The sequence below is a fragment of the Paenibacillus sp. Mc5Re-14 genome, assembly GCF_001049835.1.
Lineage (GTDB): Bacteria > Bacillota > Bacilli > Paenibacillales > Paenibacillaceae > Paenibacillus > Paenibacillus polymyxa_C.
The window spans coordinates 4,887,485-4,902,158 of sequence record NZ_CVPD01000001.1; the positions used below are offsets into that span (position 1 = coordinate 4,887,485).

The 14,674-nt window shown below is 46.7% G+C and carries 17 protein-coding genes; 15 read left to right on the plus strand and 2 right to left on the minus strand.

The genetic code is table 11. The features are described from left to right. Positions 1-49 precede the first annotated feature (49 nt). On the plus strand, positions 50-1,183 hold the full coding sequence (locus BN1546_RS22190; RefSeq protein WP_090738842.1) for a tripeptidase T: 1,134 nt from the start codon (positions 50-52) through the stop codon (positions 1,181-1,183). 70 nt (positions 1,184-1,253) lie between these two features. Here the strand turns inward: BN1546_RS22190 and mciZ are convergent, their stop codons facing one another. Further along, positions 1,254-1,397, minus strand: a complete 144-nt coding sequence (gene mciZ, locus BN1546_RS22195) for a Z-ring formation inhibitor MciZ (RefSeq protein ID WP_090738843.1) — start codon at positions 1,395-1,397, stop codon at positions 1,254-1,256. Positions 1,398-1,530: 133 nt separating this feature from the next. Here mciZ and BN1546_RS22200 point away from each other — a divergent pair, with 133 nt between their 5' ends. The 7 genes from BN1546_RS22200 to BN1546_RS22230 all read left to right on the plus strand — a co-directional run bounded on the left by BN1546_RS22200 (position 1,531) and on the right by BN1546_RS22230 (position 7,167). After that, the gene (locus BN1546_RS22200; RefSeq protein WP_040103460.1) at positions 1,531-2,142 is read left to right on the plus strand and encodes an NUDIX domain-containing protein; all 612 of its coding nucleotides are present in this window, start codon (positions 1,531-1,533) and stop codon (positions 2,140-2,142) included. 4 nt (positions 2,143-2,146) lie between these two features. Then, on the plus strand, positions 2,147-3,343 hold the full coding sequence (locus BN1546_RS22205) for an endonuclease Q family protein (RefSeq protein WP_090738844.1): 1,197 nt from the start codon (positions 2,147-2,149) through the stop codon (positions 3,341-3,343). A gap of 216 nt (positions 3,344-3,559) precedes the next feature. Continuing rightward, a complete protein-coding gene (gene spoIIM, locus BN1546_RS22210; RefSeq protein ID WP_013371743.1) occupies positions 3,560-4,213 on the plus strand; it encodes a stage II sporulation protein M in 654 nt (217 codons plus the stop codon). A 101-nt stretch (positions 4,214-4,314) separates the two neighbouring features. After that, complete coding sequence (locus BN1546_RS22215; RefSeq protein WP_013371742.1) at positions 4,315-4,812, plus strand: ferric iron uptake transcriptional regulator; 498 nt, start codon at positions 4,315-4,317, stop codon at positions 4,810-4,812. A gap of 165 nt (positions 4,813-4,977) precedes the next feature. Next, on the plus strand, positions 4,978-5,220 hold the full coding sequence (locus BN1546_RS22220; RefSeq protein WP_013371741.1) for a YqzK family protein: 243 nt from the start codon (positions 4,978-4,980) through the stop codon (positions 5,218-5,220). A 105-nt stretch (positions 5,221-5,325) separates the two neighbouring features. Next, positions 5,326-6,270 (plus strand): site-specific tyrosine recombinase XerD, encoded by a 945-nt coding sequence (xerD, locus tag BN1546_RS22225; protein WP_090738845.1) that lies wholly within the window; start codon positions 5,326-5,328, stop codon positions 6,268-6,270. A 72-nt stretch (positions 6,271-6,342) separates the two neighbouring features. Then, positions 6,343-7,167 (plus strand): purine-nucleoside phosphorylase, encoded by an 825-nt coding sequence (locus BN1546_RS22230; RefSeq protein WP_025675629.1) that lies wholly within the window; start codon positions 6,343-6,345, stop codon positions 7,165-7,167. A gap of 123 nt (positions 7,168-7,290) precedes the next feature. Here the strand turns inward: BN1546_RS22230 and BN1546_RS22235 are convergent, their stop codons facing one another. Next, positions 7,291-8,502, minus strand: coding sequence for an O-antigen ligase family protein (locus tag BN1546_RS22235; RefSeq protein WP_090738846.1), 1,212 nt, complete (start codon positions 8,500-8,502; stop codon positions 7,291-7,293). 203 nt (positions 8,503-8,705) lie between these two features. On the opposite strand from BN1546_RS22235, the gene BN1546_RS22240 reads away from it, so the two are divergent. The 7 genes from BN1546_RS22240 (at position 8,706) to BN1546_RS22270 (ending at position 14,665) form a co-directional block, all read left to right on the plus strand. Beyond that, entirely contained in the window at positions 8,706-10,346 is a 1,641-nt protein-coding gene (locus BN1546_RS22240) for a glycosyl hydrolase family 28-related protein (protein ID WP_090738847.1), read from the plus strand. A gap of 221 nt (positions 10,347-10,567) precedes the next feature. After that, positions 10,568-11,761, plus strand: coding sequence for a D-alanyl-D-alanine carboxypeptidase family protein (locus BN1546_RS22245; RefSeq protein WP_013371735.1), 1,194 nt, complete (start codon positions 10,568-10,570; stop codon positions 11,759-11,761). 96 nt (positions 11,762-11,857) lie between these two features. Then, positions 11,858-12,211: an anti-sigma F factor antagonist gene (gene spoIIAA, locus BN1546_RS22250; RefSeq protein WP_013310782.1), complete on the plus strand. Its 354-nt coding sequence runs from the start codon at positions 11,858-11,860 to the stop codon at positions 12,209-12,211. Further along, on the plus strand, positions 12,208-12,663 hold the full coding sequence (gene spoIIAB, locus BN1546_RS22255) for an anti-sigma F factor (RefSeq protein WP_013310781.1): 456 nt from the start codon (positions 12,208-12,210) through the stop codon (positions 12,661-12,663). The genes spoIIAA and spoIIAB overlap by 4 nt, the downstream gene beginning before the upstream one ends. An 11-nt stretch (positions 12,664-12,674) precedes the next feature. Beyond that, positions 12,675-13,430 carry an RNA polymerase sporulation sigma factor SigF gene (gene sigF, locus BN1546_RS22260; RefSeq protein WP_013371734.1) on the plus strand — a complete coding sequence of 252 codons (756 nt, stop codon included), beginning with the start codon at positions 12,675-12,677 and terminating at the stop codon, positions 13,428-13,430. Positions 13,431-13,604: 174 nt separating this feature from the next. Beyond that, positions 13,605-14,246: a stage V sporulation protein AA gene (locus BN1546_RS22265; protein ID WP_025675632.1), complete on the plus strand. Its 642-nt coding sequence runs from the start codon at positions 13,605-13,607 to the stop codon at positions 14,244-14,246. Beyond that, positions 14,243-14,665 carry a stage V sporulation protein AB gene (locus tag BN1546_RS22270; protein ID WP_090738848.1) on the plus strand — a complete coding sequence of 141 codons (423 nt, stop codon included), beginning with the start codon at positions 14,243-14,245 and terminating at the stop codon, positions 14,663-14,665. The genes BN1546_RS22265 and BN1546_RS22270 overlap by 4 nt, the downstream gene beginning before the upstream one ends. The last annotated feature ends 9 nt before the right edge of the window (positions 14,666-14,674 follow it).

Sequence of the window (14,674 nt, forward strand, 5' to 3'; positions counted from 1 at the left end):
AGAACATCTATCCGTATTGTAACGTAATCGGGAAAGAGAGGAAAGTTTAATGACAGTAGAGATAGTAAAAGACCGAATCGTACAGGAATTTATGGAACTCGTACAGGTGGATAGTGAAACGAAGCATGAACAGGAAATATCACGTGTTCTGAAAGAAAAGTTTAATGCACTTGGACTGGAAGTCGTAGAAGATGATTCTCGCGAAAGAACGGGACATGGTTCGGGCAATTTGATTGTTACCTGGAAAGCGGAAGGTGTGGAGCAAGCACCCAAAATATTTTTCACCTGTCACATGGATACCGTGACTCCAGGCAAAGGAATCAAACCGCAGTTGGGTGAGGATGGCTGGATTCGCAGTGATGGTTCAACAATTCTGGGTGCGGACGACAAGGCTGGGATTGCTGCTTTGTTCGAGGCGATTCGTATCGTGCGCGAGCAGAACATACCCCATGGTCAAATTCAGTTCGTGATTACGGCTGGCGAGGAATCTGGTTTAATGGGTGCACGGGCGATGAAGCCGGAAGTCCTGGATTCTGACTTCGGATACGCTTTGGATTCGAACGGTGAAGTCGGTTCTATTTGTATAGCTGCTCCCACACAGGCACGTATTGAAATGAGAATTACTGGAAAGTCCGCTCATGCGGGGGTCAATCCTGAAGATGGCATTAGTGCCATTCAAGTCGCTTCTAAAGCAATTTCTAAAATGAAATTGGGACGCATTGATAAGGAGACGACCGCTAACATCGGCAGTTTCGAAGGCGGCGGCGCAACGAATGTGGTCTGCGATTTTGTATTGATCCGTGCGGAGGCTCGTAGTATTGTACAGGAAAAGGTTAATCATCAGATTCAGCATATGCGTGAAGCACTCGAAACCACTACGCGTGAATTTGGTGCCCAAGGAGAGTTCCGCAGTGAAGTCATCTATCCAGCATTCAGCTTCACGGAGCATGATGAAGTTGTACAGGTTGCACAGCGTGCCATTCAAGGACTGGGAATGGCAACATCAACCTTCCATTCCGGTGGCGGCTCAGATGCCAATGTATTCAACGGGCTTGGTATTCCAACGGTGAATTTGGCGGTAGGCTACCAGAACATCCACACCACAGAGGAAAAGATCAAGGCCGATGATCTAGTGAAGGTTGCTGAAGTAGTCGTAGCTCTGATCCAAGAAACTACAAAGTAAGACTTACTTCTTACATTTACAATATACCGAAAAAAGGGTTCAGGCTAAAGACAGGAACGGTGTTCCTCCTTTAGATCTGAACCTTTTTTGGAACAGTTAGCGAAGCAATAGTGGCTGTAGGTCCGCATTCCTTTTGCCATTGACGCAGGAGGGCTTGTATCTGCCAGGCTTTGCCAACAATATGAAGGGTGGTTTCAGTTCGGTAACTTTTCATGTTCTGAAATCTCCTTATAGCAGAAGTTTTGATATACTACCCCCAGCATATGTCCCAAGTGGACAAGTTAGACTAATGTTGGAGATAATTAATAATGAAAGAAAGATAGAAGACGAAGGAGGCAACATGTCTGATGAACGACCAAACGAACGAACAAGTGAACAATCCAACAAACAATACACTTCGCAAGCCTTATTCCAATCCTGCGCTGGAGGAAAAGACCGTGTCCACACAGCCTATTTTTGAAGGAAAGGTCATTACGGTACAGGTCGACACGGTAGAGCTTCCCGACGGTTCCACTGGAAAGCGTGAAATCGTAAAGCATCCAGGTGCGGTGGCAGTTTTAGCTCTGCATGAGGGGAAAATGCTGGTCGTGGACCAGTACAGACAAGCTATGGGGCGATGTGAGGTTGAAATCCCCGCAGGCAAGCTGGAGCGAGGTGAAGACCCGCTGGAAGCAGCGGGACGTGAATTGAGAGAAGAAACAGGCTATACAGCCAAATCGCTGAAGCTGCTGCACTCTTTTTATACATCTCCTGGCTTTGCGGATGAAATCATACATCTATATGTGGCTGAAGACCTGGAGCGAGGTGAGATGGAACCGGATGAGGATGAATTTCTGGAGCTATTTGAAGTGACCCTGGAAGAAGCGCACACGCTTATTCGTGAAGGACGCATTAGTGATGCCAAAACGATTCTGGCCGTCTATGCATGGCAACTTCGCCAACAAACAGGGAGCTTCTAAGCGGATGGATACAAATATAATAGAACTTAACAACTACTTTGCAGACTTGCATATTCATATTGGCAGAACGGAGAAAGGAGCTCCAGTCAAAATTAGTGGTAGCCGTGATCTAACGTTTGCCAATATAGCCAAGGAAGCCTCCGGTCGCAAAGGGATTGGGCTTATCGGGATTATTGACTGCCATGCGCCTAATGTACAGGAAGATATTCGTAGCTATTTGCATACAGGTGAAATGGAAGAAATCAGCGGTGGTGGCATCGCATACAGGGATACAGTGATTCTACTTGGCACGGAGCTGGAAATACGGGCTGAAGGTCGTCCCGAAGCACACGTACTGGCTTATTTTCCTGATCTGGCGGCGATGGAGGATTTTACCCAATGGCTGAGTAAGCATATGAAAAATGTCAATCTCAGCTCACAACGGATCTACGCACCGCCACGTGAGTTGCAGCAGCAAATTTACGGTCGTGGAGGCATTATGGTGCCTGCGCACGTGTTCACTCCGCATAAGGGCATTTACGGCAGTTCTGCAGCCCGTATGGAGGAACTGCTGGATATGGAGCTCATTAGCGGGGTGGAACTGGGGCTGAGTGCAGATTCATCTATGGCTGGTTTGATTTCGGAGCTGGATCGTTTCAGCTTTCTCACGAATTCAGATGCCCATTCACTCGGGAAAATTGGACGAGAGTACAACAAATTATCATTGGAGAAGCCGAGTTTTGATGAATTCAGGATGGCTTTGGAGCGGCGTGAAGGACGGCGAGTGTGTGCCAACTACGGTTTGAATCCCAAACTTGGAAAATACCATCGCTCTTACTGTCAAAGCTGCGGTACGATTATTGATGAGCAGCAGATGGCGGACGAACGTTGCCCTAACTGTGGGCATACCAAGCTGGTGCGGGGTGTGCTCGATCGAATCTGGAGCATTGCCGATCGTGAACAGCCCGTAATTCCCTCCCATCGTCCTCCGTACATTTACCAGATTCCGCTGGAATTTATTCCAGGCTTGGGTAAAGCCAAGCTGAACCAGCTGTTAGCAGCCTTCAGAACAGAAATGAATATTTTACATGAGGTTACGCAAGAGGAACTGTCAGAGGTCGTCGGTAAAGTGTTGGCAGAGCAGATTGTGCTTTCACGCGAAGGACGCCTGGCGCTGGTATCCGGTGGTGGTGGAACATACGGAAAAATAGCGAAGTCCTAGTAAAGTGTCCTAGTAAAGTGTCCTAGTCAAGTCTTGTCTCCCTAAAAAGGCATATCAGCGTCTGCTTGTTCATAACCATAAAATATCTCTGCCGTTGGCTTGGCGCATCATTCGTGATGTTAGATTTGCAGCGAAAAGCTGCCCCATTTCTAGCCATCAGCCGTCGGATTACGGTTGTTTTTTGGACAAACAAGCAGATGAAAGGGGCAGGACCCGATGCAATGGTTTCGTCATACGTTAAAGGATCAGACGCCGTATTATGTTTTCTTGGCTGTACTGTTTCTAGTGGGAGTTGTCTTTGGCGCACTCATGGTAAATGCACTCTCCCTGGAACAGTTACAGGATTTGTCCCGTTACCTGAAGGATTTTTTTGTGACGGTCAATCAAAACAAGCAGGGCTTTGCTGATTCGCAGGCTGCCTCGACCTTTTGGGACAGCGTATCACTACATCTTAAATGGGTGGGCCTCATCTGGGTATGCGGGCTTTCGGTCATCGGACTCCCAGGTATTCTTGTATTGAATTTTCTCAAGGGTGTGCTGATCGGATTTTCTGTAGGTTATATGGTAGGGCAATATTCGTGGAAAGGACTATTATTTTCATTGGTTTCCGTTGCTCCACATAACCTGCTCGTGATTCCGGTACTGCTCGTCTGTAGTGTGGCTGCGATGACTTTTTCCATTCATATGATCAAAACTAAAATACTTGCTACTCGTCCATCAGACGGGATGTTGCGTCCGTTGCTTTCTTACGCAGGATTGACTGCTGTGATGATGGTGCTGCTTATCGGCAGCGCATCCTTTGAAACCTGGGTCACCCCGGTTATGATGCAATGGGTCACTCCTATGCTGACGGCTTCCGTGACATCTTGATCTCATTTCAAAATGTTTGACTTTATTTGTATAGACCCCCTATAATAATAGGAGTGAAAAAAAGTGCAGTAGGCAGTAGCTTTGCAGGGGGAGGGAGACACATGGAAGCACGGATCGAAAAAATTAAGCAGCAGCTGCAATCCCAGGGCTACAAACTAACGCCTCAGCGGGAAGCCACCGTCAGAGTTTTACTTGAGAACGAAGATGATCATCTGAGTGCGGAAGATGTATTTATGCTCGTCAAAGAGAAAGCTCCCGAAATCGGTCTGGCAACCGTATACCGTACCCTAGAACTGCTAAGTGAACTGCATGTCGTGGAGAAAATTAATTTTGGCGATGGCGTTGCGCGTTATGACTTACGCGGCGATACAGCCAAACATCACCACCACCATTTGATATGTGTGCAGTGCGGCAGTGTAGATGAAATACTGGAAGATTGGCTTGGACCGTTAGAGGAGCGTTTGGAACGGGAATATAATTTTACTGTAGTGGACCATCGTTTGGACTTCCACGGTATTTGTTATCGTTGTAAGGCGAAGAACGATACAACTGCCCAGAAATCCTCGGGCAAAACCAAGAAAAACAAATCCCAGGATTAATAAGCTGACTACCCAAGCTCTCACCGACGAAGACGCGTTCGGGGGAGCTTTTTTGGTTCGGAATTTACTGTGTAGGACCAAGTGGTATAAAACGGAATAGCTTGTCATACCCTTCCATATAGAGCCCTACATAGGGACTATATTTTGGGAAGGCGGCTGATCCACATGGTACTATCATTACGGAGAGGACTACAATGGTTGCGCTTGCTGATATTGTTCGGGGTGTTGGCATGTATGTTCTTTTACAGCCTCAGGCTGTTTACAGATTGGATAACACCTGTAGATCATTACCGAATACCGGAAGGACATGCAGTTAAGGTATTTGGCGGACAAACAGTGAATGAAGGGTCCGAGCAACGAATCGGAGTGTTGGAACGTTTACGTTTCTTTTATTGGTATGGTGAGTAGTCTATGTAATCTTCACGATGAGATGATGATATGAAGGCCGCACACGAAGAAGCAGGCGCAACAACTTGAATCGCTGTATGCAGGACAAGGAGACTTTTAGAACTCATGAAAATGTATATTCAACCTTTCGTTCAATATATGGAAGAGGAAAAAGGTTTGTCGCGCAGCACATTGGAAGCGTATCAGCGGGACGTACAGCAGTTTGCCGAATTCGCAGAAAGCTGTGGCCTTGAGCAGCCAGACAATGTACAGCGGTCACATCTGGTGCTGTATTTGGGGCATCTGAAGGAACAGGGAAAAGCCGCGGCGACAATTACACGTAGCGTCGCCTCGATACGTTCTTTTTTTCATTTTCTCATTCGGGAGGGAATCGCAATCCATGACCCGTCCGTTCTGGTGGAGCTGCCCAAAGCCACTAAAAAGAAGCCCTCGGTGTTGACGCAGGATGAAATAGAGCGTTTACTGGCAGCGCCAGATGTGAGTACCCCGCAGGGGGGACGAGATAAGGCCATGCTAGAGTTGTTGTATGCGACGGGCATCCGCGTATCAGAGCTGATTGCCCTGAACGTGTGTGATGTGCGCATAGATTTGCGCTTTGTACACTGTGGCGGTGAGGCGGGCAAGGAGCGTGTTGTACCGATCAGTCGTGAGGCATCACATTGGGCACAAGCTTACTTGGACGAGCAGCGTCCAGCGTTGCTGCGACCCGGGCAGGGTGAAGAGGCTCAGACAGAGCAGGAAGCCTTGTTCTTGAATGTATCGGGTCAGCGGCTCAGTAGACAGGGCTTCTGGAAAATAATTAAGAAGTACGCTCAGGAAGCAGGCATAAGCAAGGATATCACGCCCCATACGCTGCGACACTCCTTTGCGGTACATATGCTGGAGGGCGGAGCGGACTTACGCTCTGTACAGGAAATGCTGGGTCATGCAGATCTATCAACGACGCAGGTATATGCACAGACCGCTAGACGGAACATGAAGGAAGTATATGAAATGCATCACCCGCACGGCGGCAACCGCACTTCTCATGATAGCAAGGATCAAACGTAACGTCGCTTTGCTATTATAGAAAATGTGATAATGACTATAACTTTACGATTGTACAAGTCAGGAGAGATATTTATGTCAACAGCCAACCAAGCTACAATTCAGGAAGCAGCAGACTATATCCGTGCCAAGAGCGGAATAACTCCAGAGATTGGTCTTATTCTGGGATCAGGCCTCGGTATTTTGGCAGATTTGATTCAAGATGGAGTTAGTATTCCCTATCAGGATATTCCCCATTTTCCCGTATCAACGGTAGAAGGCCACGAGGGGGAGTTACTGTTAGGCACTATTGAAGGTCGCGCTGTCGTCATGATGAAGGGGCGCTTTCATATGTATGAGGGCTATGGCCCGCAACTGACGGCTTTTCCTGTTCGGGTAATGAAGCAGCTCGGGATTCAAAGCCTGCTCGTGACAAATGCGGCAGGTGGTGTAAACACTTCCTACAAAGCGGGCGATCTGATGGTCATCTCGGATCATCTGAATCTGACCGGACAAAATCCGCTGATTGGACCGAACGATGCTGCTCTGGGTGTTCGCTTCCCAGACATGTCAGAGGCATACAGCCGCCGCTTGCGTGAAATTGCCAAACAAACAGCTACCCAACAAGGCTTCAGCCTGCAGGAAGGTGTATATGCCGGATTGCTGGGACCCAACTATGAGACACCTGCTGAAATCGTTATGCTGCGTACACTGGGGGCAGATGCAGTAGGGATGTCGACCGTGTCTGAGGTTATCGTAGCTCGTCATGCGGGGATTGAGGTTTTGGGTTTCTCCTGTATTACCAATATGGCTGCAGGCATTCTGGACCAGCCTTTGTCTCATGGTGAAGTGATGGAGACGGCAGAGAAGGTACGTGAACAATTTCTGAAATTGGTACTGGCGATTATTCCACAAATGTAGATTAAGTATAATTTTCCACTCGAAACGGTGGTTATATTCAAAGAACCCCATATCCGAAGCGCCTTTTGATGGCGTGGGATACGGGGTTCTTTTACATACCGCGGTTGAGCTGAGTAAGATTGCCTAGTGAAGAGGGCGTGTGCTCCATGCAGCTGTATTCGCTTTTTCTGCCACAGTTAGTCTATGTCGCTCTTGCACCTTGATCACAATGACCATGAATATAATCCAGTAGATGGATAATGAGTTCAGAAAACGGCTATCCGTTATATTATTTAACACGATGAACAGGAAGAAGACGGCTGCCGTCAGCCAAGTATACATATCTGTTTTGCCGATTCTGAATTTAAATAAGGTAGTTACGACGAGTATAACCGTTGCCAGTAGTCCTATAAGGCCCACATCGATCCACAGATCTCGAAAGCCGCTATGGCTGCTGGTCAGATCAAAGCGGATGCCGTTCGCATAAATGCTGGGCCGGGCTGCCCAGAAGGAGCCATAACCATGGCCGAACCAGTAGTGGCTCTGAATAGCACCATCAATTCCCTGCCAGATTTCCGTTCTTCCGGTTAAGGTTGTTGTTTTTCCGAATTCCGAGGCAATCGCATCTCCATAAGAAAAGGTAAGTGCCAAACCCAAAAGAACAAGTAGGCAGGTACAGCTAACAAAGAACCCCCGCAACGCGATGCTTCGAATTCTTTTGAATAGCAATATAAACAAAATAAATACGAACAGTGAAGATGTCAGCACCAATGAGGTGGTAGATTGGCATTCGATGAGTAATAAGGCATTGAGTAAGATGAAGCCAATATGTAAAGCTTTGCGTGTGCCCCTGAAAAAATAAATGACATGTGAAACAAAACTTAACAGAGAGAGGGTTCCAAGTGTATTTTTATGACCGGAGATTCCCTTCCACAGTCCAGTATGTTCTACACCGCCATGAATGGCAAAGGAAGGAACGAGTACAACGGCGAGTAGATTGAGTACGCTCAGGATACTTAATGTAACGACTAAGAGGCGTATGCAGCCCTGTGTTGTATAATGGGTGACCAGATAAAGTCCAAAGGTAGAGAAGGCAATAAATTTGAGAACCATGAGCAGGGAAGAGGTCAGCTCTTGTTCGGCCCATATACAGGAGGCGGCGATGTACATCATGAGTAAAGTCAGCAACGGATTATCAGCTAGGGTTGCGATTAATGACTTGAGTGAAGGCAGAAGCATGGTGTAGCTGAACAACAAGATAAGCAGGGAAATCGTGATCACTCTGGGAGACAAACCCTGACAGGCAAAGGGGATCGAGAAAGCCAGTAAACCGGCTACTGTGAGTATGTGTTTCACGGTTTCACCGCCTAGATACGTTATGTATCTATAATATACAAAATGTATCTTCTTGTACAATCATAATAAAATATTTATTTTCATTTTTCACGATCCTAGAGCAAGCCTTATTGTGCATATACTCAGTCCATGCTAAGAAAATGAAGAATTCTTCGGGCATAGTCTGAAAGTATTTTCACGTTTTTAACAATGGGGGTGTTTGGGTGGCAGATTTTACAGACCGATTGAAGTTGAATTTGAGTGGTACGGGCAAAGAGTTAACGCCTCAGCAGTTAAATGACAATTTTAAAGCCATTGAAAAAGAATTCATGGAACGCAGTGTAAACGTAAGCTGGTTTGGAGCTGCTGGTGATGGTATTCAGGACGACACGGCAGCTTTGCAAGAATTGATTAACAAGACCCCCGATTACTCCATTCTTCACATCCCCAGCGGCCGATACAAAATAACATCTACCCTTCAGATTCGGAAGCAGGGTATGCGCATTTTTGGTATTCATAAGGGCAGATACCGACAGGGTAAGGGAGTTACGTCGATTGAATATTATGGCAAGGGCCCTTGTTTCCAAATTGGAGACGAAAGTCTGCCATCGTTTAGTGGCTTTCAAAATGTGCAGTTCCATGACTTATCGATCCGGTACGAAGGGACCGACAGAGCTACCTTAAATAATCCGTTTTCGCAGTCAGTGAAGCGCGGGTATTATGGCAAAGGTACTACGGGCATTCAGGATTGGAAGGGCGGCGGCGTTGTCCTGGATAACGTGTTGATTGAGCATTTTGAAACGGCTTTTTGGGGCTATGAAAGTGATGTGAACTTATTTAAATGCACGGAGATAAATTACAATAAAATAGGGATTCACTTGCAGAACAGAAGTTCACAGTTTACAAGCATTGCGCTTTTTACGCTCGGAAACGATACGGCGCTGGACCTGAATAGTTCTAACGGGGCGAGATTCATGGCTAGCCAGCACATTAAGGATGGGAGCCCCAGTGATATTCCCATTCTAATAAATGATTTTATGAATGCAGAATTTATAGGCTGCTGGTTTGAGGGACTAAGCAGAGAACACAAGGTGACAGTACCTTCTTTTATTCAAATTGGTGCTACGAAAGAAACCAAAAATGTTGCCTTGCGCGACTCTATTTTGGCGATAGCAGACAAATACGATGACACCCAATCAGTGTGCAATTATTTTGTGGATGTGGTCATTGGCAAAAAAGTTTTGGTGGACGAGGTGGGCGGATATCCCCGTAATCTAAAACAGCTTATTTGTTTCTCTGGCAGCTCCTCCACACAGCAGGTGACACTTCGCTCACATTTGGATTTTAGCTATAGCAATCATCGTTATGACGAAAATAATGGGACAGGGCAAGCGTTGTTGCTCGTAGAGAAATATTCGAATAATGGTATTGAACATTTGAATGAAACCTTTGTCAAAGCCTACCTTGGTTTAAGGCAAAATATCCCTGCAGGTAGCTGGCAGAAAGTAAGGTTCAATCAAATCAATCATGATGAGTTGACCGAATTCGATGGTTCGAATAGTCGGTGGCGAGCCAAACGAGCTGGGAAATACAGAATACAAGTCTACATTTCGACCGATCCCCAAGTAGATGGTAACCGGACACGGCTGGCACTTCACCTGAATGATGAGCAGCTTGCCGGAAGTTCTGCCTATGCATATCTCGATGACAGGGTGATTGGCGGGCTGAACTATGGTGCATTGAGTGGAGCAATGGAACTTAGACTTGAAGCGAATTCTTTTATTGATATACGGGTGTTTAGTCAAAATGCAGTGGATATTTTACCGGGTGGAGGTATTACATACCTCACCGTTAGCCGGATTTGAACGATTTTTATAGATCCTGTTACAGACGATACATGTTGTGTCATTTATAGATTGGAAAATAGCACCATGCTGGCTCAGCTTGGTGCTATTTGATGTTTTTATTTATATGGAATATTTTTCTTTCAATCTGACGACAATGGTTAGCAGCACGCGAATAGATCGGGGAGATCAGTAAATGGGCTCCGATGCTTTACGCCAATATGTTGAGGAGGGGACCGATTGTGAAGAAAAAAGTGGTGGCGTTCATCCTGGCTTGTCTGGTAGCCTTGACTGCCGTCCCTGTCGGCGGTTGGGCCGAAGAAAGCAGACCTGAAAGCAAAACCAAAGTAGGATCAGCAGCTGAGCTGGCTCCCGAGGCTCTTTCGGCGATCTTGATGGATGCAGATACAGGCACAGTCATCTATGAAAAAAACAGTCGTGAAAAGCTTCCTCCAGCAAGCATCACTAAGATCATGACGATGCTGCTAACAATGGAGGCCATTCATGATGGCAAGCTTAAGCTGACCGATAAAGTACGGGCCAGTGAGTATGCGTCTTCAATGGGAGGCTCGCAAATTTTCTTGGAGCCGGGAGAAGAAATGACGGTCGATGAGATGCTGAAGGGAATTGCGATGGCTTCGGGCAACGACGCCTCTGTAGCGATGGCGGAGAAAATTGCAGGGTCTGAACAGGCTTTTGTCGAGATGATGAATGCCAAGGTGCAGCAGCTCGGACTCAAAGATACGCATTTTGCCAATTGCAACGGTTTACCCGTAGAAAATCACTATTCCTCTGCGCATGATATTGCGGTTATGAGCCGGGAACTGTTGAAATATCCACAAATTACGAAATATACGGGAGCGTATCAGGACTATTTGCGCAAATCCTCGGTCAAGCCCTTTTGGCTGGTGAATACGAATAAGCTTGTTCGCTTCTATACCGGAGCAGACGGTCTGAAAACGGGCTATACGTCAGAAGCAAAGTTCTGCCTTTCCGCTACGGCGAAGCGTGATGGCTTACGTGTCGTAGCTGTCGTACTCGGTGAGCCGAACACGAAGATACGCAACAATGAGGTTTCTTCCATGTTCGACTACGCATTTTCTCAATATACAATGAAATCCATATATAAACCAGGTGAAAAGCTGGGCAGTGTAAAAGTTGAAAAAGGTGTATTACCAGAGCTGGAAATTCAGGCTGACCGTTCTTACAGTGTGCTGGTGAAAAAAGGCGGCAACAAACAAACACTGCGTCACGAGCTGCAACTGACTCCAAGCCTTAAAGCTCCTGTCCGGGTGGGTGACCCCGTTGGTAAGCTGGTCGTCTATCAGGATGGACAACGTCTTAAGGAGTTTAATATCACTTCGCCTGTGGCGATCGAGAAGGCCGGCTGGTGGAAATTGTTTAAACGTACCATGTCAAACCTATTTTCTTTGTAGATTTTACGGGGTTTTCTTCTAGTTTTGTCGGAGGGCAGGAATCGTCTGCGACTACGTAGAAATCCTTGTCCAAGACCGGGAGGAGAGTGAGCAAGCATGAACCTGCAAATTGAAATGGAGCATCACCGGGGAGTACTTATTGTAAGGCTGTCTGGTGAACTTGATCACCATACGTCGGATATGGTCCGTATGCAAATGGATGAGGCGATTCAACGCCGGCAATGCGAGCATATCGTGCTCAGCCTGAAGAATCTTCAGTTTATGGATAGTTCCGGCCTTGGCGTTATCTTGGGACGATACAAACTGATCAAGCAAAAGGGCGGGAAAATGGCAGTCTGTGATGTCAATCCGCCGGTACATCGACTGCTGGATATGTCAGGCTTATTTAAAATCATGCCCATCTATGACAACGAGGGAAATGCGCTCACGGAATTGGAGGTTGTGTCATGAGAGAAGGCACGGGGAACAATTTCATGAGCTTGCAGTTTGCCGCCAAATCGGAAAATGAAGCATTTGCCCGCGTGGCTGTGGCAGCCTTTATTTCCAGGCTTGATCCCACAATGGATGAGCTTAGCGATTTGAAGACCGTCGTGTCTGAAGCGGTGACAAACAGTATTATTCACGGCTATGACAGCGATCCGTCAGGTGTTGTAACGATTAAAGTTGGGATTGAAGCGGACGTGATTACGTTGGTCGTTGAGGATGCAGGACGGGGAATTGAGGATCTGGAGCTGGCCAAGCAGCCTCTCTATACGTCCAAGCCTGAATTGGAACGCTCTGGCATGGGCTTTACGATTATGGAAAATTTCATGGATGAGTTCGAAGCAGTCAGTGAGCCGGGCGGAGGCACGTCGGTCCGGATGAAGAAAAGGATTGAATCCAAGAAAGCTTTATATAATTAGGAGTTGATCCTATGGAAGCAGGAGGAAAAAAAACTTCGCACAGCTATTTGGAGGATACAGAGGTCAAGCGGCTTATTGCACTGAGCCAATCTGGTGATAATGATGCTCGTGAGACACTGGTCAATAGTAATATCCGGCTCGTCTGGTCTGTCGTGCAGCGCTTTATGAACCGGGGGTATGAACCTGACGATCTTTTTCAAATTGGTTGCATCGGATTGTTAAAATCGGTGGATAAATTCGATCTCAGCTACGAAGTCAAATTTTCAACATATGCGGTACCGATGATTATCGGTGAGATTCAACGGTTCCTTCGAGATGACGGTACACTCAAGGTTAGCCGTTCCTTGAAGGAAACAGCCAATAAGGTCCGTAAAATGAAGGACGAGCTATCCAAACGGCTCAATCGTCTGCCTACAGTCAAGGAGGTTGCTGATGAGCTGGGAGTGACACCGGAGGATGTTGTTTTTGCGCAGGAGGCGAATAAGCCTCCTACCTCGATTCACGAAACGGTGTTTGAAAATGACGGGGACCCGATTACACTTATGGATCAGATTGCCGACGAATCACAGGAAAGATGGTTCGACAAGCTGGCGCTGAATGAGGCCATTGACGGATTATCTGAGCGGGAGCGATTGATTGTGTACCTGCGTTATTATCGGGATCAGACTCAATCAGAGGTTGCAAGTCGTCTTGGTATTTCTCAGGTGCAGGTATCACGATTGGAAAAAAAGATTTTACAACTGATCCGCGATCAGATTGCCCAATAATAAAGGGCAGGATTTTAGTAAAACTTTATGCTTACGCATTTTAAAGGGTATTCCAAAGCCATTTTAATGGCCAGGAGTACTCTTTTTTGCGTGTGACAAAAGACAATATACAGAATAGGTTTGCTTGCTTCGCTCCATACTAATCGGTAATTACGAGGATAAGGAGGGAATCGGATGAATCATAGTCCGGCTCCTATTGTCTACTTGCGGCTCCGCAGCCGTGTGCGTATGATCCAAGGGCAGGATTTACATTTGGGCGATGTAGCCCATCTGCTGACGGAGCCCGAATGGGAAAAGGATCTGCTTGAACTTGTTCTCAAGCGGCCGCAGAAGCAGGACGGTAACCTGATACTGGTGGACATGCTACAGATCATATCAAAAATTAGAGATCATATTCCGGGAGTTGTAATTGAATCTCTCGGGAAACCGCATGTACTTGTGGAACTCGTGGAGAGACCCCGTAAGCCATCCAAAATACTGTTCGTGTTGGTATGGTTGCTTCTGTTTTTTGGCTCTGCGCTGACGATTATGAACTTTCATGCTGACGTTAGCATGATGGAGGTACAGGTTCGGATTGTAGAAATGATTACGGGACAAAAGGATGAGCACCCGTACTTGTTCCAAATTGCTTACTCGATCGGCATCGGCTTTGGTATGATCGTATTTTTTAATCACTTGTTCAAGAAAAAATGGAATGAGGAGCCGACGCCACTGGAGGTGGAAATGTATCTGTATCAGGAAAATGTGGATCAGTATGTTGTGGCAGAGGAGTATGAAAAGATGGCTCGTTTGCAGCCAAAGGATAAGAAACCATGATATTTGTACAGGCTGCACTTCAGATTATTTTGGGTATCGCTGGGGGGCTGGCGGTAGGTAGCGGTGTGATTGCTTTTTTTATTGTGCTGGATATTATGCCGCGATTAGCACAACTCACCCGGACGTATAAAAAATCACGTGCATACGAAAAGGCGATGATTTTAGGTTCAGTGGCGGGAACCGTGGTCGATTTTTGGAACATCTGCTTGCCATTACCGGGCATATTTACATGGATACCTGGTTTGTTTTGCGGAGTGTTTATTGGCTTGCTCGCCGCGGCTCTAACAGAGGTGCTGAATCTCCTGCCGATACTGGCCAAGCGACTCCATATGACTGTATACATGTTCGGTCTGTTAATGGCAATGGTGCTTGGCAAGGTAACGGGTTCCTTATTTGATTGGTTTGTATACAACCGTTAATAGTGAAAG

Coding starts and splice junctions, on each gene's coding strand:
- spoIIM (WP_013371743.1), top strand. CDS start 3,560: ATGCAATGGTTTCGTCATACGTTAAAGGATCAGACGCCGTATTATGTT.
- BN1546_RS22270 (WP_090738848.1), top strand. CDS start 14,243: ATGATATTTGTACAGGCTGCACTTCAGATTATTTTGGGTATCGCTGGG.
- BN1546_RS22265 (WP_025675632.1), top strand. CDS start 13,605: ATGAATCATAGTCCGGCTCCTATTGTCTACTTGCGGCTCCGCAGCCGT.
- BN1546_RS22215 (WP_013371742.1), top strand. CDS start 4,315: ATGGAAGCACGGATCGAAAAAATTAAGCAGCAGCTGCAATCCCAGGGC.
- BN1546_RS22205 (WP_090738844.1), top strand. CDS start 2,147: ATGGATACAAATATAATAGAACTTAACAACTACTTTGCAGACTTGCAT.
- xerD (WP_090738845.1), top strand. CDS start 5,326: ATGAAAATGTATATTCAACCTTTCGTTCAATATATGGAAGAGGAAAAA.
- sigF (WP_013371734.1), top strand. CDS start 12,675: ATGGAAGCAGGAGGAAAAAAAACTTCGCACAGCTATTTGGAGGATACA.
- spoIIAA (WP_013310782.1), top strand. CDS start 11,858: ATGAACCTGCAAATTGAAATGGAGCATCACCGGGGAGTACTTATTGTA.
- BN1546_RS22190 (WP_090738842.1), top strand. CDS start 50: ATGACAGTAGAGATAGTAAAAGACCGAATCGTACAGGAATTTATGGAA.
- mciZ (WP_090738843.1), bottom strand. CDS start 1,397: ATGAAAAGTTACCGAACTGAAACCACCCTTCATATTGTTGGCAAAGCC.
- BN1546_RS22230 (WP_025675629.1), top strand. CDS start 6,343: ATGTCAACAGCCAACCAAGCTACAATTCAGGAAGCAGCAGACTATATC.
- BN1546_RS22200 (WP_040103460.1), top strand. CDS start 1,531: ATGAACGACCAAACGAACGAACAAGTGAACAATCCAACAAACAATACA.
- BN1546_RS22220 (WP_013371741.1), top strand. CDS start 4,978: ATGGTACTATCATTACGGAGAGGACTACAATGGTTGCGCTTGCTGATA.
- spoIIAB (WP_013310781.1), top strand. CDS start 12,208: ATGAGAGAAGGCACGGGGAACAATTTCATGAGCTTGCAGTTTGCCGCC.